The organism is Clostridium muellerianum (assembly GCF_012926525.1).
GTDB classification, from domain to species: Bacteria; Bacillota; Clostridia; order Clostridiales; family Clostridiaceae; genus Clostridium_AM; species Clostridium_AM muellerianum.
In genome coordinates this window covers 24400-42000 of record NZ_JABBNI010000036.1, presented here as the reverse complement: position 1 = coordinate 42000, position 17601 = coordinate 24400, and the positions used below count along the sequence as shown (strand labels likewise).

Annotated in this window: 17 protein-coding genes and 2 riboswitches; of the genes, 8 read left to right on the top strand and 9 right to left on the bottom strand. The window is 27.8% G+C overall.

Annotated features, from left to right (window positions below; genetic code table 11):
• Window positions 1-68 precede the first annotated feature (68 nt).
• Window positions 69-170: riboswitch (purine riboswitch) on the bottom strand.
• A gap of 279 nt (window positions 171-449) precedes the next feature.
• Both HBE96_RS16315 and HBE96_RS16310 read left to right on the top strand, forming a co-directional pair.
• The gene (locus tag HBE96_RS16315; protein ID WP_169298793.1) at window positions 450-773 is read left to right on the top strand and encodes a hypothetical protein; all 324 of its coding nucleotides are present in this window, start codon (window positions 450-452) and stop codon (window positions 771-773) included.
• Window positions 770-1363: a GDSL-type esterase/lipase family protein gene (locus HBE96_RS16310; protein ID WP_169298792.1), complete on the top strand. Its 594-nt coding sequence runs from the start codon at window positions 770-772 to the stop codon at window positions 1361-1363. The genes HBE96_RS16315 and HBE96_RS16310 overlap by 4 nt, the downstream gene beginning before the upstream one ends.
• On the opposite strand, the gene HBE96_RS16305 is transcribed toward HBE96_RS16310, so the two are convergent.
• The 4 genes from HBE96_RS16305 to HBE96_RS16290 all read right to left on the bottom strand — a co-directional run bounded on the left by HBE96_RS16305 (window position 1323) and on the right by HBE96_RS16290 (window position 3647).
• Window positions 1323-2159: an alpha/beta hydrolase family protein gene (locus HBE96_RS16305; protein ID WP_169298791.1), complete on the bottom strand. Its 837-nt coding sequence runs from the start codon at window positions 2157-2159 to the stop codon at window positions 1323-1325. The two genes, HBE96_RS16310 and HBE96_RS16305, sit on opposite strands and share 41 nt — an antisense overlap.
• A 224-nt stretch (window positions 2160-2383) precedes the next feature.
• Window positions 2384-2599: a hypothetical protein gene (locus HBE96_RS16300; protein WP_169298790.1), complete on the bottom strand. Its 216-nt coding sequence runs from the start codon at window positions 2597-2599 to the stop codon at window positions 2384-2386.
• Between the two features lie 103 nt (window positions 2600-2702).
• Window positions 2703-2948 (bottom strand): hypothetical protein, encoded by a 246-nt coding sequence (locus HBE96_RS16295; RefSeq protein WP_169298789.1) that lies wholly within the window; start codon window positions 2946-2948, stop codon window positions 2703-2705.
• Between the two features lie 105 nt (window positions 2949-3053).
• The gene (locus tag HBE96_RS16290; RefSeq protein WP_169298788.1) at window positions 3054-3647 is read right to left on the bottom strand and encodes a YdcF family protein; all 594 of its coding nucleotides are present in this window, start codon (window positions 3645-3647) and stop codon (window positions 3054-3056) included.
• A 335-nt stretch (window positions 3648-3982) separates the two neighbouring features.
• Between HBE96_RS16290 and HBE96_RS16285 the strand changes: the two genes are divergently transcribed.
• Both HBE96_RS16285 and HBE96_RS16280 read left to right on the top strand, forming a co-directional pair.
• A complete protein-coding gene (locus HBE96_RS16285) occupies window positions 3983-4408 on the top strand; it encodes a GNAT family N-acetyltransferase (protein ID WP_169298787.1) in 426 nt (141 codons plus the stop codon).
• Between the two features lie 694 nt (window positions 4409-5102).
• A complete protein-coding gene (locus tag HBE96_RS16280) occupies window positions 5103-5306 on the top strand; it encodes a transcription initiation factor TFIIIB (protein ID WP_206154967.1) in 204 nt (67 codons plus the stop codon).
• Window positions 5307-5895: 589 nt separating this feature from the next.
• On the opposite strand, the gene HBE96_RS16275 is transcribed toward HBE96_RS16280, so the two are convergent.
• Both HBE96_RS16275 and HBE96_RS16270 read right to left on the bottom strand, forming a co-directional pair.
• On the bottom strand, window positions 5896-7329 hold the full coding sequence (locus HBE96_RS16275) for an NCS2 family permease (protein ID WP_169298785.1): 1434 nt from the start codon (window positions 7327-7329) through the stop codon (window positions 5896-5898).
• Between the two features lie 77 nt (window positions 7330-7406).
• A riboswitch (purine riboswitch) is annotated at window positions 7407-7506 on the bottom strand.
• Between the two features lie 478 nt (window positions 7507-7984).
• Window positions 7985-9613 (bottom strand): TaqI-like C-terminal specificity domain-containing protein, encoded by a 1629-nt coding sequence (locus tag HBE96_RS16270; RefSeq protein WP_169298784.1) that lies wholly within the window; start codon window positions 9611-9613, stop codon window positions 7985-7987.
• Window positions 9614-9752: 139 nt separating this feature from the next.
• Here HBE96_RS16270 and HBE96_RS26735 point away from each other — a divergent pair, with 139 nt between their 5' ends.
• The 4 genes from HBE96_RS26735 to HBE96_RS16255 all read left to right on the top strand — a co-directional run bounded on the left by HBE96_RS26735 (window position 9753) and on the right by HBE96_RS16255 (window position 13009).
• A complete protein-coding gene (locus tag HBE96_RS26735; protein ID WP_281064355.1) occupies window positions 9753-9887 on the top strand; it encodes a hypothetical protein in 135 nt (44 codons plus the stop codon).
• 302 nt (window positions 9888-10189) lie between these two features.
• The gene (locus HBE96_RS16265) at window positions 10190-10408 is read left to right on the top strand and encodes a MerR family transcriptional regulator (RefSeq protein WP_425350752.1); all 219 of its coding nucleotides are present in this window, start codon (window positions 10190-10192) and stop codon (window positions 10406-10408) included.
• A gap of 50 nt (window positions 10409-10458) precedes the next feature.
• The gene (locus tag HBE96_RS16260) at window positions 10459-11619 is read left to right on the top strand and encodes an RNA-guided endonuclease InsQ/TnpB family protein (RefSeq protein ID WP_169298783.1); all 1161 of its coding nucleotides are present in this window, start codon (window positions 10459-10461) and stop codon (window positions 11617-11619) included.
• Window positions 11620-11779: 160 nt separating this feature from the next.
• Window positions 11780-13009 carry a S1C family serine protease gene (locus HBE96_RS16255; protein WP_169298782.1) on the top strand — a complete coding sequence of 410 codons (1230 nt, stop codon included), beginning with the start codon at window positions 11780-11782 and terminating at the stop codon, window positions 13007-13009.
• 483 nt (window positions 13010-13492) lie between these two features.
• On the opposite strand, the gene HBE96_RS16250 is transcribed toward HBE96_RS16255, so the two are convergent.
• The 3 genes from HBE96_RS16250 to HBE96_RS16240 form a co-directional block, all read right to left on the bottom strand.
• Window positions 13493-13645: a small, acid-soluble spore protein, alpha/beta type gene (locus tag HBE96_RS16250; RefSeq protein WP_169298781.1), complete on the bottom strand. Its 153-nt coding sequence runs from the start codon at window positions 13643-13645 to the stop codon at window positions 13493-13495.
• Window positions 13646-13734: 89 nt separating this feature from the next.
• A complete protein-coding gene (gene lgt / locus HBE96_RS16245) occupies window positions 13735-14505 on the bottom strand; it encodes a prolipoprotein diacylglyceryl transferase (RefSeq protein ID WP_169298780.1) in 771 nt (256 codons plus the stop codon).
• Window positions 14506-14725: 220 nt separating this feature from the next.
• Window positions 14726-16708: a methyl-accepting chemotaxis protein gene (locus tag HBE96_RS16240; protein WP_169298779.1), complete on the bottom strand. Its 1983-nt coding sequence runs from the start codon at window positions 16706-16708 to the stop codon at window positions 14726-14728.
• Between the last annotated feature and the right edge of the window lie 893 nt (window positions 16709-17601).

Below are 17601 nucleotides of genomic sequence, written 5' to 3'. Positions count from 1 at the left end.
CTACCAATTCACAGGGAATCTGGCAGTGGAACTCAAAAAATACTTTCAGTAAAAGCTGAAAAATATCTATATTCCTCAGATTAACCCATAGAAAGGAAATTAATGGTTTCCTAGTAGAGACTCCCAAACCTTATTATCAGGATTATATGGATGTTTTATTCATCTTATATATTTATGGTAGCACACTATTTTTTAAAAATCAATATGTTTTTATGATTATATAAGAAAATATTCGTATTTTTGTAGTGTTTTATCCACATACTATTATATATAATTCGTACCATTACGAACAATGTGTTTCATAGTCATTACTCCATAAGATGAGAAATTTAGCATTAAGGCTCTAATTTTGTTATAATATAATTTGTAAGGTGGATATTATTTTTTTAGAGGACAGAGGACAGTGAAGGTTGATTTTTAAAATATAATGTTAAGGAAGGTACTTTTAAATGGGCATTTTACTTCTTTTTATTTTAATCATATTAGCTATTATAATGTGTAAAAATAATTTCAAGAAAAGAACAGAAGAGCTAACAAATAATTTAAAAAACTTTAATGAAGAAATAAAAAGTATTTTTTATTCCACTCCTGAAGTTTATCAGGAGAAACTTCTAAATTTATTAACTAGTGAAAGTCAGGCAAATTTAAAAAGTATTTTAAATGGTAATTTTGCTTACGGAGCTAATGCTTGGTCCATTCAACAACAAATGTTAAAACAGCAGGAGCTTCTTATTGAACTAAACAACTTAAGAAGAAAGGATTTATTTATATGAGGTTAGTATGTATAGGTGACAGCATAACTTTTGGTTATGGAGTTTTAAAAAATGAATCTTGGGTAAGTCTATTAAACAATGAATTAAAATCAGATGTTATTAACAAAGGTGTTAACGGAGATACTACTGCTGGAATGTTATCTAGGTCTTACACAGATGTAGTTACTCTTAAACCTACCCACGTAATTATTATGGGAGGCTACAATGATTTTATGGGCAACCGCAGCTTAACTATGGTAGAAAATAATTTAGCTGAATTATTAAAAGAAGCTTTAAGCTACAACATAATACCAATAGTAGGTATAGAACCTCCAATAGGCCATGCTCTAGCAGAAGAAAAATGGAGTAAAGATGTAGATTATATCTTAGTAAACAATACTCAGGAAAGTTATAGAGACTGGATAATAAATTTTTGCAATAAGTGTAAAATAAACTATATAGATTTTCATAAATATTTTAAAAAGGTTTTAGAAAATATAAATCCAAGAGAATTATATGTAGATGGTCTTCATCCAAATTCCCTTGGACACAAATTAATGTATCAATGTGTTATTGATGCCTTTCAAGCCATGAAACTACTGCCTGAATAAGTGAAATTCTTCTGTCTGAAAAGGCATGATCTGAATCTAATATAACTTCTTCTAGAGCTGAAGCATTTTTCTCTTTTAGAGCATTTACTAAAGGGATATGGTGAATATTAATTGGAGCATCCTTATCCCTTGTCCCTCCAATTAAAAGTAATGGAACTTTAGATAACCTATCTGCATAATTTATAATGTTATACTTATGTATATTATTTAAGGCTTCATTAACCAGCCTTTTAGAACATGTGCCATTAAGAGGATATATATTTTCTATCCATTCCTCTATAGATTTATTTATTTTCTCTTTATTAGAATAAATACTTTCAGCAAAAGCCCCTAAATTAAATCCAGATATTGACACTGCCGCTTTTATTTTAAAATCGCTAGCAGCAGTCATTAGTGCTGCAAATCCTCCCATACTATGTCCTATAAGAGTTATTTTACTTTTATCTACTCTGTATTCATTTAACGCTTCTTCTGAATTTAAGAACTCCATAGATACCTGTACATCTTCCAATACATCAGTAAATGAGTAATCTCCCTCATTGCCCCAGGAACCTCTATAATGAAATATAAGTACATTATATCCAATGCGTCTTAAAACCTGTGCTAAATCTATATTTTGTTCATATCCAGGAAATCCATGAAGTAAATTTATAGTAGGATGTGGTCCTTTTCCCTGTGCTATGTACATTGAACCTACACATCTTTTTTCTTTGCTTTTTAAAATCACTGTTTTCAAACAAGCTGGATATTTTTTATCAACTTCAAGTTCATCCTTAAAAATCAAATCATACCGCAAATAGATCCACTCCTTTTTTTAAATTATATACATTAAAATTTTTATACTTCACATTTTACCATAATTTAAATATGTCTGATATAATAATAGTTTAACTTTCACAGTTTAAGCATAATGTGACTCAAGTAACCGAAGAAACATTAAGCTGTACATGCTTGAGAAAGCTGTGATAACAATCCATTCACCGTTATTTGGTGTAATAACTTGAATAATTTGTTTTGCTATTAATCAGATTTTCCACATTTCTCAATAATTATTAGTGTGCATAATATAATGGTAAAAATAGTTGCTACTAAAAGTGAATCACCAATATAAAAATAAGATGTTATAGCTTCACGGCTGTAATGAAATATAAAATCTAAGATAGGCCCTATTGCAAGAATAAAAAATACAGAGATTAGAAATGCATATAATATTGATATAATTACTTTTTTAAACATATTAATCCCCCCATATCAAACTTTCACCAACAATATTACGCCCATGCTGGATGTACTAAAAGAGACTATTAATTAATCATCAATAGCCTCTTTCTATTTAAAATTATAACAACTTTTTTAGTTGTTCAAGTTCATATTCTTTTATTACTTTTTCATTAGCTTCATTTCTCGTTAAAATATTTACCTTTCCAGCTTTAATTTTTAAAACCTTTCCTTTTATTTTTGTTCCAATAACATTTACAGGAGCCTTAATTGTAAGTTGTTTTAAATCTTCACCTTTACAATAATCACATACCTTGTCATTTGCTATTACTCTCTTGCAGTCTATGCAGTAATAAACTCTGTCCATAAGTATTACCTCCTAATTCGTTGTTTTAATATTAACTTTTAAATGAATATATAAATATTATCATATTTTATATATTCTACCTCAAAGCTGAATTTCCTTTTTTATTCAAAACATTTTGGAGTAAACTTTTAAACCGTAATACTTAATTAATGCTGGAACTTCTCTAATGTATCCAATAATTTCATTAGACTTATAGGGTGTAACAAAAACACCTGAATAAGAAGCATTTATACCCTGATCCTTAGCCATAAGAGATGCTCTCTTTAGATGATACTTATTTGACACTATTATTGCCGTTTTAAATTGCCTTTTTTCCATTATATTTTTTGAATTTATCAAATTAGCCATAGTAGTTGCCGACTTATCTTCTATAATTACTTTAGAAGCATCAACACCTTTATGAACTAAATATCTTTTCATAGCCTCAGCTTCTGATATGTTCTCCCCTTCTCCTTTTCCACCAGAAACTATTATATAATTTGCATATCCTTCTTTAAACAATTTAAGTCCTTCATCTGTCCTCCAAGCAAGAAAAGGACTTGGAGTACTTCCATAAACCTTACACCCCAATATGACTATACAATCAGATTTTTGAGGTTTTGAACTTTCTCCAAAATAAACAACTTGAAAAGCAAATATTATAACTAAAACTGCTATTATACCTATTCCATATAAAACTAATTTTCTAAATCTAATCATAAACTCCCCCCTAACATTCATCTTTTAATTAATAGTAATTTATTTTGTATATCAATTCAACGAAACTTAACTACATTTAATACATTGTTAATATCTTACAAAGAAACTAATGAGTTTTCAAATAGAAAAGTACAAACATCAAATAATCATATTTTTCTTTCTAACATCATAAACTAAAAATATTGCAAAGCAACTTAAAGTATAGAAGAAGTTTTGATTTTAACTTTTACTCCATGATATATGGTAAGTGTTATTAAAAACTATAATCAAATGAACAATAGTAATTTTTTTACGAACTAAAAAACTATTGGTATAGTAGGATAGGGGGAGAATAAATGAAAGGTTTTATAATTGAGGAAAGTACAAGAAAAGAATGTCAGATAGTTGATGATGGAATAGTTAAATATAATTGTTCAAAAGTCCCTTTTACACAAGAACCACACTTTTTACCAATCAATAGAGTTATAAGAAGCATAGATGGAGATGTAATAGCAGGAATAAATAGCGTATTATATTGTTGGAATTGCCTATATGTAGACATTTTATGGGTAAAAGAAGATTTCCGAAAAGAAGGCTATGGTTCAGCACTTATAAATGAAGTAGAAAATATAGCCAAACAAAAAGGTTGTAAATTAGTTCATTTAGATACCTTCGATTTTCAAGCAAAAGATTTTTACTTAAAACATGGATATGAAGTATTTGGTATATTAGATGATTGTCCATCAGAACATAAGCATTATTATATGAAAAAAAATTTATAGCAGCAAAAACTGTTCCAGTTTTTGTAAGAGGGGTCAGGTACCTTACATAGATTGAAAATTAACAGACAATCTATGTTGCTAATGAAAAGTTATAATTATGTGTTAATTGTCTAATGAAAGGATGGTAGACATGCATAGGCTTAAAAGTATTATAACTATACTAAAAAAAATAATGATTTACTTTTTAATGATTATAAATTATTTAGGTATTTTTATATTTGTTTTTAGCAGATTTTATGTGCAAAAAAGTAATCCAAGTATGTCATTTATAGAAATAATTGTACTGGAATTTATATGTATACTATCTATCACATTCATAAAACTAATCTCAAAAAAGAAAATATTTGCAATATATGGGTATATGGGGTTAAGTATTCTCTGCTTAATAGTAGGATTATTAGGTAATTATCTCACAGTAATTAACTATTCAAAGTTTTCATTAGTATCTAGTATATTTTTATTTATATTAATTTATGCACAAGAAAAAGTCGTCATAAAAAGCTTATAAATAAATTTATTTATTAACAATAAAAACTATTCCAGCTTTTGTAAGGTGTCAGGTACCTTACAGGTATTCGAAGTTAACAGACAATCTCTGTTGCTAATAATCAAATGAACAATGGTAACTCATTATGTCTTTGTTCTAATAATAAGTTTTTATGAATATTATTAAAATAAAAAAGTAACATAGGAGATGAATAGTGTGGATGAAGAAAGAAAATGTCCTGAATGTGGGGGTACAGAATTTGCACAAGGAACATTTGGTGCTGAACCAAAACTATTGCCTATTAATATAATATTTAAGCCAGGAAAAGGTTCAGAAGTTTTTGCAGAGATATGTACTAAATGCGGACATATATTGAATATGAGAGTTTCAAAACCAGAAAAATTCAAATAGAAAAGAATATTTTTTCACACTATCAATAGTGTGCGTAACAAATTTTCATAAGGAAAGTCAGAATTTTCAATTATAGCACATTTATGGTGTATCTTTCCTTTATTTATCATTATAGGTGGACAATTCCACCCATAATTTTTTAAGGCTATATTTCAACATTATATTAAAACATAGCTTAAATAAAAAATGATTATTATGAAAGCTACTCTTTTAAGATAATAGTATATATGTAAACTGAAGTAAGAAGAAACGTTAAGCTGTATGTAGACTGATATATGTTGTGAAGGAAAATTCGAACGAATTTTAGAAGTTCTTTGCTTGAGATATTGAAAAATACCGTAATTTTTGCCAGAACGGCAAAAGCTCCGAAAGTGACAGGACGTCACATTTGAGGAGGTAGGGATTTTGCAATATCTCAGGCATTAGAACTTCTTAAATGAAGTGAGTGTTCCTTCACAACATATATCAGCCGGAATACAGTTTAACGTTTCTTCGTTTATTTGCAGTTGCTAATTATACTAAAAATAGAGCACATAAATAATTACATATTTATATACTCTAAAATATTTAAATCTCTTGTATAAGTTTCTTATGGAAGTAGTGTAAATCTTAATATAAATAATAAAGCAAGTATATATACTATAGGATGCACTTCTTTATGTTTTCCTGTAGCTATTTTTACTATAGGATAAAATATTATTCCTGCTGCTATACCATTAGCTATACTGTAACTAAAAGGCATAATAGCTATAGTAAAGAATGCTGGAAGTGCTTCCGTAAAATCTTCAAAATTAATTTTTGTTATAGCTCCAATCATAAGAACTCCAACTATTACAAGTGCTGGTGCTGTGGCTTCTGCTGGAACTACTCCAACAAGACCTACAAAGAATAATGCTAATAAAAATAATACTGCAGTTGTAAAAGCTGTTAGTCCTGTTCTTCCACCTTCTGATACTCCTGATGTGGATTCAACATAAGTTACTACTGTACTTGTTCCAAGTAGTGATCCTACTGTAGTTGCTACTGCATCTGATAAAAGAGCCTTGTGCATATTTTTAACTTTTCCATCTTTGTCTAACATTTTAGCTTTTTGTGCAGTTCCAACTAAAGTTCCAATAGTATCAAATAAGTCTACTAAACTAAAAGTTATAACAACCATAATTAAGCTTGTAAACGCTCCAACTGCTGATGCTTTTCCAAGTCCTAAAAGTCCCTTAAAATCTAATGCAAAGAATGTTGGTGCTAAAGATGGTGGTGGACTTATTATTTTTACTTCTGCAAGATGTGTTACTCCAAAAGGAATACCAACTATAGTAGTAAGTATTATACCTATTAGCATTGCACCCTTAACTCTTCTTGCCATTAAAATACTTGTAATAACTAATCCTATAACAGTTACTAAAGTATGTGGATTTGTAAAACTTCCAAAGGTTACCAAAGTACTGCTGCTTGCTACTATTATTCCGCCGCCTTTTAAGCCTACAATTGCTACAAATAATCCTATACCACCTGAAATTGCAAGTTTTAAGTTTTGTGGCAAGGCATCAACTATCTTCTCTCGTATTGAAGTAACAGTAATTATTATAAAAAGTACTCCTGATACAAATACAGCTGCTAGAGCTTGCTGCCATGTATATCCTAAAGTCAAACATACACTATAAGTGAAAAATGCATTAAGTCCCATTCCTGGTGCTTGAGCAAAAGGAAGGTTAGCATAAAGAGCCATTATCAATGTACCTACTGCAGCTGCTATACAAGTAGCACCAAATACTGAAGCTACAACTGGATCATTAATTGCTGACAATCCTGCTTTTACTGCTGCATCTCCTACAAGTCCCTTTGAGTTAATTCCCGCCTGCATAAGTATTGAAGGATTTACAAAAATTATATAAGCCATAGTTATAAATGTAGTAATTCCGGCTAATATTTCTGTTTTAACATTTGTATTGTTTTCCGATAATTTAAAGAATGAATTTAAAAATGATTTCTTTTGTTCTTCCTGTCTAGGTTTTTCCATGTACATATTTCCCTCCCTAATAATAAAAAAGTTTCTGCCCAGATTACAAGTAAATCCAAACAGAAACTTAAATTTCTTAATACAAACTTTGCGGATTCACCCATAGTTAGATATTTTAGGTATCTTGTAGAAACTCTCGAACCATATTTTCAAGATTATACGGATGATTATTTAGTTTTAGTACGGTATATATGTTAACATCTTACAAACGTAAAGTCAATATGTTCTAACCTATTCAGGTTATTAATGTTCTATGCAGATTTTACTATTTAATGCAATTATATTTAAAATATTCGTACCATATCGAACTTTTACACATATATCCTGCAATTCGTAATACACTCTATACATTAAATATACATAGATTTTTCCATAAACATTTGTTTTAATAATACTGAAAAGCCATACTATTTCGTTGACAAAATTTTATATTAGGCATATGAAAGAAAATAGCAAGTCAAAGATGTTAGTATATTTTGCGTCAGACAAGGAAACAGGTTCCGCTGATAGTTGTTCTATCAAAGGGTTCTGTTGACGCAGTATGACGCAAAATATACTAACATACTGACTTGTTATTTTTTTGAATATGCCTTAGTTTCATATTATGAATTGCAGATATATCAAAAATACTTTTACTATTTTGAGTTGCAAAATTAAATATTTAAACAAACTTATTTCTGTATTCATCCTTTATGTCATACAAATCAAATACAGCTTCATCTAATTCCTTTTTAACCTTTTCATATAAATTATACTTATTGTTAATTTTATCCACCAAGTTCTCTATTCTATACTGGCTTTTTGCATCACAAGATTTTATAGGTATTTGATTCAAACTGTATTTTTTTAGCTGAGGAATAGAATTTAGATTTGTTATAAGGAAATTTAAATAATACCACTGCATTAACTTAGAATTCAATATACCTAATACATATTTATAGGAGAACTTTTCATCCAACTTAATTATGCCATAAAGAGATTGCTCTATAATTATTCCTTCTTTATCTAAAGCTGCAATTATTCCATTGCCAGTTTTTCTCACTACTATCTTAGGAGCATATGTCAATTTTCTTACATCCTTTGTTCCACCCTTTATATTTTTCTCTTCAAATTCATAATAAGAATTATTTAAAACTTTAAAATTAGTTATATTCTCTCCTTTTAATATACTTATTTGATTATTATTTACTCTGGCTTTTTTTATTTCCTTAGAATTTCCTATAAATCCTGTAAAAGTTGTACTTATATCTCCTAAAACCTTACTATTTCTCTCTACTATTTCTTTAATGCTTCTATTAAAACTATTACTATCATATAAAAACTCATTATTTTGATTTTTTAAATACTGACTTTGATAAATTTCATAATTTCTCTTTTTATATACCTCTACACTAACTTTATTATTTTTACTATAAGTTTTCTCTACTATAAAAACCATCACATCTGTATTTATACTAGGAAACTTTATTTCAAAAGCTAAATTTTTTATATTATAATTTAAAACTATTGCTTTTCTAAAATTCCTATATTGAAGATTCTTAGCAAATCTATCTGGTAATACAAATCCAATTCTTCCTCTAGTTTTTATAAGCTCTAGAGATCTTTTAATAAAATATTCATATAAATTAGGTAGATATAGATCTCCTTCATATTCTCTTATATAATAATTTATAAGTTTCTTATCTTTATATTGCTTATTTTTTCTATTTAAGGATACCCAGGGGGGATTCCCTACAATATAATCATATTTTTCATTCCAAAATGTTGATAAAGGCTTTAACTTTTCTATTTTTGTTCCACTTTTCTTTTCCCACCTAATTAAACTATCACAACAAATTATATTTAAAGTACCACCCTTTCTATGCTTACAAAGGCCGCTAATATTTTGTCTGCATAATTCTACAGCATAAGGATCTATATCTGCACCATAAATACAATAAGTTTTTATATGAAATTTTAAGTTTTTTACCTTCCAATAATCGTTTCCTTTTAATTTTCTAAAACTATCTATAAAATATTCTTCTTCTTTATATTTTTCTTGTAAAACATTAATACTTTTAGTAAATTCCTTCATTAAGAATTTAACTACTTTAATTAAAAAGTATCCTGAACCACAGGAAGGATCAAGAATTTTTACAAATGGATTTTTAACAACATCTAAGTCATTAAAAGTGTTTTCTATAATATAATCTATAATATAATCCGGGGTATAAAAACATCCGTAATTTTTTCTCTGGCTTTTTTCCATAAGGGTATCATAACCTTTTTCTAACTTAACATCTTTATACATATTCATCCTTCTTAATTATCAAATTATTTAAAACAAAAATACTTATCTACAATTATATATTATATGTTATCATACTTTTTTTAGTAGTATAAATAAATTTTTTAAGGTTATTATATTAATGTTGAAAGGGGTGACTTTAATGCACCGTGAAAGTAAGAAAGAAAAAAAGATGCAGAATAAAAAGTTTGCCAAACCTGATGTAACTAGAGAACAGGAAATGAAAAAAAAGAATCCTCAAAGTACTTTAGACGTTAACATTAATGAAGCTCCTTAATTAAGGGAGCTTCATTAATTATTATTCATTAAATTCTAATAGCAATGTTTCTAAATTACTCGTAAAACCTCTTCATGCTTACAAAATTACTTTTGTATTAAATAGACATTTATAAGTTTTAAACTTTGAATATATTAACAATTATTATACAGAAATGTTATATTACGTTCACATTTTTGACATAGAAATGTCACAAAACCATCTTAATATAATAAGCATAGGATATCAATAAAACCTAAGGATGAAGTATTTAGTTATTAAAAATATAGTAAAATGTACTTGTGTAAAAGGAGTGAGTACATTTGAAGAATAATAATTATAACCCTAATGAATTTGCAGAGTTAATAAATGTATCAGTTAGAACATTACAAAGATGGAATATTGAATGGACATTAAAATCATTCAGAACCCCAACAAATAGAAAATATTACACTTATGAGCAATGTAAAGAATTCAAAGGGATAACATCTTCTGTAAAAAGAACAACTATATATGCAAGAGTTTCAACTTTTCGGTTGTAGAATTTATGGTTTAAGAAAATACAAGAAAAAGATAAAGGAAGATGAAGAAGTTGAAAAAAGCATACAAAATAGAAATTAAACCAACAGAAGAACAGATAACTAAAATCCATCAAACTATTGGTGTAAGTAGGTTTATATATAATTTTTATATTGCCCATAATAAAGAAGTTTATGAAAAAGAGAAAAAGTTTATTAGTGGTATGGATTTTTCTAAATGGCTCAATAATGAGTATATTCCTAATAATGAAAATAAACTATGGATTAAAGATGTATCTTCTAAAGCAACCAAAAAAGCTATTATGAATGGAGAAAAAGCATTCAAGAGGTTCTTCAAAGGAGAAACAGCATTTCCTAAATTTAAGAAAAAGAAGGACCAAGATGTTAAAGCTTACTTTCCAAAGAATAATAAAACAGATTGGACCATTGAAAGATATAGAGTTAAAGTGCCAACTTTAGGTTGGATTAAATTAAAAGAATTTGGATATATTCCAGTTAACTCTATAGTTAAAAGTGGTACAGTAAGTGAAAAAGCAAATAGATATTTTGTTTCAATTTTAGTTGAAGAGGATATTAAAGTAGACAAAACAACTTATTCAGAAGGAATAGGTGTAGATCTTGGACTAAAGGATTTTGTAATCTGTAATAATGGCTTAACTAAAAAGAATATTAACAAAACTAAAAGAGTTAAAAAAGAAGAAAAGAAACTAAAACGTGAGCAAAGAAAGCTTTCAAGGAAATATGAAAGTTTAAAATTAAGAAATAAAAACGAGAAAGGAGAAGCTGCTCGTCAAAATATCCAAAAACAAATAGTCAAGGTACAAAAACTTCATCAAAGACTTACAAATATTAGAACAGATTATATAAATAAAACAGTAAATGAGTTGATAAAGCAAAAACCAAGCTTTATAACCATTGAAGATTTAAATGTAAAAGGAATGATGAAGAATAAACATCTAGCAAAGGCAGTTGCACAGCAAAAGTTCTATGCGTTTAGAACTAAACTTATTTCAAAAGCTAAACAAAATGGCATTGAAATAAGAATAGCTGATAGATTTTATTCAAGTAGTAAAATATGCAGCTCATGTGGAGCATATAAGAAAGATTTAAAACTAGCAGATAGAGTTTATAAATGCTCTTGTGGATTAAGTATAAACAGAGATTTAAATGCTTCAATAAATTTAGCCAATGCTAAGAAATATAAGATAGCTTAATTAAACAAGCACTTATATATGTACCCAAGGCTATTTGGGGAATTAACGACTGTGGAGTGCTAAACAAACTGTAGTAGCTTCGGCAAGGCAGAGTACATTGAAACAGTAACAATCTCAATATGGATATATTTGACCATATTTTGAGTAGCAGGTACTTATCATGGATAAGATAAATAATGAAAAAAAACAATTTGTATTAGTTGATACTAACGAAAGTAATGATTTTAATAATAATAACTTTCAAAATAAATTTTTTAATAATAAAAACGGAAAAGTAAAAAAAGGACTTATGTCTTATGTAATAGTTGGATTGATTTGCAGTATTGTAGGAGGAACAGCTTCTACTGCAGCTTCATTGTATTATGTTCCAAAATCAAAATTTTTCCAAAATACACCTTTATATGAGAGCTTAAAGCAGCAAAGCACTACTTCTTCAAATTTTATTAGTGCATCACCTGTATCTACAAAAGGTTCTTTAACTGTATCTCAAATAGCTAAAAAGGTTGGCCCTGCTGTAGTTGGTGTTTCTACTACGGGTATTGCTCAAAATGATTATGGATTTGCTCAAAAACAAGAAGGTATGGGGTCAGGTATTATAATAAATAGTGAAGGTTACATTTTAACAAATTTTCATGTTATAAATGGAGCTCAGCAAGTAAAAATAATATTTAATGATAAAAAAGAAGTATCTGCAAAAATAGTAAATTATGATCAAGACATGGATTTAGCCATAGTAAAGATTACTGATAGCAATGTAAAAATGCCTGCTGTAGCTGAACTTGGAAGCTCGGATGCTCTTGAAGTTGGCGATCCTGTAGTTGCTATAGGAAATCCTTTAGGCAAAGAATTATTAGGTTCTGTAACAACTGGTATTATAAGCGCTAAGAATAGAGAAATTCAAGAAAGTAGCACCAGTACTACAAAACAAACATTTTTACAAACAGATGCAGCTATAAACGCTGGTAACAGTGGTGGTGCTTTAGTAAACTCTCAGGGTCAGGTTATAGGTATAAATACAGCCAAAGTTGGCGGAAGTGGAGTTGAAGGCTTAGGTTTTGCAATTCCTATGGATTCAATTAAACCTAAAATAGACAATCTTTTAAAACCTATATTAAAAATAGGAATTTCTATAAGAGATGTTACTTCTGATTTGGCTAAACAAAACAATGTTCCTGAAGGAGTTCTTGTAGCTCAGGTTCAAGAATTTAGCCCTGCTGAAAAGGCTGGACTACAATCTGGAGATATAATTACAAAGTTTGATGGTAAATCAGTAAAATCCGCAAATAGTCTAGATGAAATAAAATCCAAACATAAATCTGGTGACGAAATAAAATTAGAAGTATTTAGAAATGGTTCAAATAAAACTTTAAAATTAAAATTATCAGAATAACTTAAAAATATGATTTAAAATAATTTTAAAACTTCATAAATGCCCTCTTAAAATTTCAAATATATAAGATTACCCAGTACTTGTAAAAGTGCTGGGTAATCTTATATATAAAGCATTTCAAAGAAAATAACAAGTCCATATGATAGTCTATTTTTTGTAATACTGCGTCCACAAAACCATTAGATAGCTTAAGCTTCTGCGTAACCTGTCTCCTTGTCTTACAAAAACATCCGTGGCATATTGGACTTGTTATTTCCCTTCAGATGACTAATTAAATTAATTAGCTATTTATATAATATTTTACTTTATTAATCCATATAATTAATGGTATAATTTACTTATAAGTAATTTTTACATCATGAACGGTTTGGTTGTAATTATTACATAAAAATAAATACTCAATAGTTCTATCCTCCGTTAGGTACCTTAGCTATTTTATTAGTACGTAAATATAAAATAGCTAAGGTATTTTTTTATTATATTCTAATCTTTAGGCTTGTTTTTTCCAAGTTTTTTAGTTTGACTTGAAAAACCTATATCATTTGAAATCTCCATTTTCATCTTATGAAGTTCTTCTTTTGTTTTATTACCAGCTTTTTTGTTATCCTTGCTATTTTTATTATTCTTGTGAGACATTTTTTCCCTACCTCCTAATACATTAAATTATAATTTGCAAAACTCTTGTAAAGCTTCATTTCATAATCTAACCAATATAAAAAAATATATTAGGAGTTTCTAGAAAATTTTTTTCTATACATAAATAATAAAAATCCAATACTGAAAATTATTCCCGTCATACTTACTAACTGAGCCGTTCTAACACCATAAAACATTAAGCTATCTGTTCTTAATCCTTCTATAAAAAATCTTCCTAAAGAATATAATCCTATATAAACTAAAATAACACTTCCATTTTTTAATATTTTTCGAAGCAGATATACAAGTATCAAACATACACAAAAATTCCAAATGGATTCATATAAAAAAGTAGGATGATAGTAGCTTCCATCTATATACATACCTTTTTGTATAAATAAAGGAAAATGCTTTATAAATTCATAAGATACAACTCCTCCATGAGCCTCTCCATTAAAAAAATTTCCCCATCTTCCTATACATTGCCCTAAGATTATAGACGGTGCTGCTATATCAGCTAACTCTAAAAAGTTTATTTTTTTATATCTTGTATAAATAAAGGCTGTAGTTAATCCAAATAATACGCCTCCATGAATAGCTAATCCACCCTGTCGTATATTAAACATACTCATAATATTATTCCTATATTGGTCAAACTCAAAAAATACATAATAAGCTCTTGCTCCTATTACAGCAACGGGAAAAGAAATTAGAAACACATCTATAAGACTGTCAAAGCTATACTTTCTAAATTTACAATTTATATTTCCTAATATAAGGGCCATCACAACCCCAAAACCTATAATTATTCCATACCATCTTATATCAAACCCATTGATGGAAAAAGCTATAGGATTCATAAAATCACCTTCCTCATTTTTAATTTTAAATATTAATATTATACATTAAAAAACTTTCAGTAGTATATATGCTACTGAAAGTCTTAATAATTTTTTAACCTTCAACTACTAATTTATTACTAAACCTGGCAGACTTAAACATTATAAGAGAAATATAAATTATCTTCCAATATAATTAAAAAGCAGGTAGGTAAATTCATATGCTAATTCTTATTTCTAATTACAATTTAAACTTATCAACTAATTCAAACAATGCATTAGCCTTTTCTTTATTTGAATTTGATTTCTCTACAATTCCTTCATTATCATTACTTATATTAGTCATATTTTTAGCAATTAATGCCGAAGCTTCTGCAACATTAGATATTGATGTATTTAATTCTTCTATATTTTCTTCAATAGAATTAATTGATATATAAATTTCATTAGACATATTGAAAAAACTATTTGCCATATTCTTTACATCTTCACCTGTTCCTTTATACGAAGCTGTTACATTTAATAATTTATTGTAGTCATTTAAAATGTCACTTTCAACAATCTGTAATAATTCTTTTGAAGTTACTGATAAATCATTAACTGCAGTTAATGACTCATTAACATTTAGTTGAATATCTTTAACAGCATTTGCTGATTCCTCTGCTAATCTCTTTACTTGATCTGCTACAACTGCAAATCCTTTTCCAGCCTCACCTGCTCTAGCTGCTTCAATTGATGCATTCAACGATAATAAATTAGTTTGTTCTGATATTTCAAGAATACTTTTAGATATTGCTGAAATTTTTTGAACATTTCCTATCTTATCTAATGAATTTAACAAATTATCCCTACATTTTTTATATAATTGTTCAACTTTATTCTTTGAATCCATTGTCTCTATATTCGCATTATTTGATTGTATTTCTATATTATTAGCTAGACTTATTGCAGAATCCGCTTGTGTAACCGATTTTTGGGAATTTTCATTAATTTCCTGTATCATCAAATTAATTTGCTTTGTTACCTTAGAACATTCTTCCATACTAGCTGATATTTCTTCTATGGTAGCAGCAATTTGTTGAGATTCATTTGAAACTCCTACAATCATTGAATCTATTTCTAAATTACTATTCAAAATATTAGAACTTTCATCCTTTACTTTATTTATAGTACTATGCAGTACGTCAATGCTGGTATTTAACGATTCTAACACTTTTCCAAAATCATTTTTTCTTTCTATTATCCCTCTATGAGTTAAATTTCGTTTAAATAATTCTTCTGAATATATTTTAAAGCTTTTTAACTCACGTGCTATGCCAAATTTTATGGCAAGAGAAATAATAATTCCTACTATAATTGCACTGGTTAATAATAGTATCTCAATCTTAGCAATATTATTTATATCACTTAATATTTCTGCTTCAGATACAACTAGAACAGTTGACCAAGTTGTCCCCTTTATTGGTGTATATGATGCAAACACTTTCTTTCCATCTAAATTTATTTTCTGAACTCCAGTTTCACTCTTTGTTACTTTTTCCATAAAAGCTTTAACTTGGTCTTTAGCATTTGCGTCATATATACTTTTTTTATTCATTACCATTTCCATATTTTTATGCGCAACTATTGTACCTTGATTATTAACTATAAATGCATAACCGCTGTCTCCAACTTCTACTCTTTGAATTATATCATTAACATTCTTTAAATTTAGTGTTCCACACATATATTCTTTAACTTTATCATTGGAATCCTTTACTGGTATTATGATTGTAGTAACAGATTCTGTCTTGCTGTTATTTACCCATGGTTCTGTTATAAATTGTTGTTTCTTCTTAATTTCACTAAAAAAATTGTCGTCTGTTTTTGATTGTCCACCACCTGGATAATATGCCATTCCACTATTATCAACTAAATAAATACAATCAAATCCCCAAACTTTAGATTCCCTCATAAGAACGCTTTCTTGTAATTTCCAATCAAAACTTTGAATTTCTGGCAGTGAACTTATATACTTTAGCTGATAGGTTCTCTTATTAAATTCGTCTAATATACTATTAGTATTATCTTTTGTGCGATTAATTAATGTTTGATTTGTAGTAGAAATTATACTTTCTTTAGTTTTATAAAATGATACTCCTAAAGTTATTGAAGAAATTAATACAATTAGTAATACTACTTGTATCATTATTCTACTTCCTGTGCTCAAATATTTTTTTTTCATTTTTTCTCCCCTTATTTTTTAATAAAAATATATTTGAAAACCCTTAATTCTCCATTTATCATAATCCTTAAGGATGCTTTCTTATTATTCACCTCCAAATTTTAAGTAAAAATAATTTTTACTTAAAATACTTGGCAAATTTAATAAAATTCCAAGTTTTTTAGTATGGGATTTATTTACGAATGATTGAGAAATATTTTAGGTCAAAAGAAAAATAAATACGCATCTCTAATTGGACATACTAAAGTCAATTTTTCTATCTGAAAACGCAATCAACCTATGGTATATGATTTGTTTCATATAAATAACACTATTAGTAAGAAAGCTAGCCTTCATCACGAACTAACAAGCCTTATCTTTATTGTACTTCTGATGTATGTAAAAGTTATTGTAAATCGGATAAGGATATAAATTTAATTTATTAGATATACCTATAAGCTAAAAACGGAGTTAGTAAAAAAATTTTTAACACTCTTGGATTATTATAAAATAAGTGTGATTATTTAAACATATATTATTATTACTATTTCTAAAATAGTATACATTCTTTGATATATTATAACATTTAAATTCAAAAAAATACACTATTATTAAATTTTCGATGTTTTTTGCTGTTTTTTTAATTTAAATCACTAGTGTTTAATTTCTATAAAATATCTCAATTGACATCTGCATTATAATCACTTTTTATATTTAAGGCATCTAAACTAGACTTTTATAGAATAATACTCCTCATTCAAAGAGCAGACTCTCCCTTATAGTAGCAGCCTGAATGGAGATATATGGTTTTTAGTTGCAATTAGCTCCTTTAAACATTCCATTTTATATATAAATTTTCCTAAAAGTTGAGAATTGACAATGGTGTTTTAAGATATACATATATCTTAAAAGGG

Coding starts and splice junctions, on each gene's coding strand:
- HBE96_RS16315 (WP_169298793.1), top strand. CDS start 450: ATGGGCATTTTACTTCTTTTTATTTTAATCATATTAGCTATTATAATG.
- HBE96_RS16310 (WP_169298792.1), top strand. CDS start 770: ATGAGGTTAGTATGTATAGGTGACAGCATAACTTTTGGTTATGGAGTT.
- HBE96_RS16300 (WP_169298790.1), bottom strand. CDS start 2,599: ATGTTTAAAAAAGTAATTATATCAATATTATATGCATTTCTAATCTCT.
- HBE96_RS16295 (WP_169298789.1), bottom strand. CDS start 2,948: ATGGACAGAGTTTATTACTGCATAGACTGCAAGAGAGTAATAGCAAAT.
- HBE96_RS16290 (WP_169298788.1), bottom strand. CDS start 3,647: ATGATTAGATTTAGAAAATTAGTTTTATATGGAATAGGTATAATAGCA.
- HBE96_RS16285 (WP_169298787.1), top strand. CDS start 3,983: ATGAAAGGTTTTATAATTGAGGAAAGTACAAGAAAAGAATGTCAGATA.
- HBE96_RS16280 (WP_206154967.1), top strand. CDS start 5,103: ATGAATAGTGTGGATGAAGAAAGAAAATGTCCTGAATGTGGGGGTACA.
- HBE96_RS16275 (WP_169298785.1), bottom strand. CDS start 7,329: ATGTACATGGAAAAACCTAGACAGGAAGAACAAAAGAAATCATTTTTA.
- HBE96_RS16270 (WP_169298784.1), bottom strand. CDS start 9,613: ATGTATAAAGATGTTAAGTTAGAAAAAGGTTATGATACCCTTATGGAA.
- HBE96_RS26735 (WP_281064355.1), top strand. CDS start 9,753: ATGCACCGTGAAAGTAAGAAAGAAAAAAAGATGCAGAATAAAAAGTTT.
- HBE96_RS16255 (WP_169298782.1), top strand. CDS start 11,780: ATGGATAAGATAAATAATGAAAAAAAACAATTTGTATTAGTTGATACT.
- HBE96_RS16250 (WP_169298781.1), bottom strand. CDS start 13,645: ATGTCTCACAAGAATAATAAAAATAGCAAGGATAACAAAAAAGCTGGT.
- lgt (WP_169298780.1), bottom strand. CDS start 14,505: ATGAATCCTATAGCTTTTTCCATCAATGGGTTTGATATAAGATGGTAT.
- HBE96_RS16240 (WP_169298779.1), bottom strand. CDS start 16,708: ATGAAAAAAAAATATTTGAGCACAGGAAGTAGAATAATGATACAAGTA.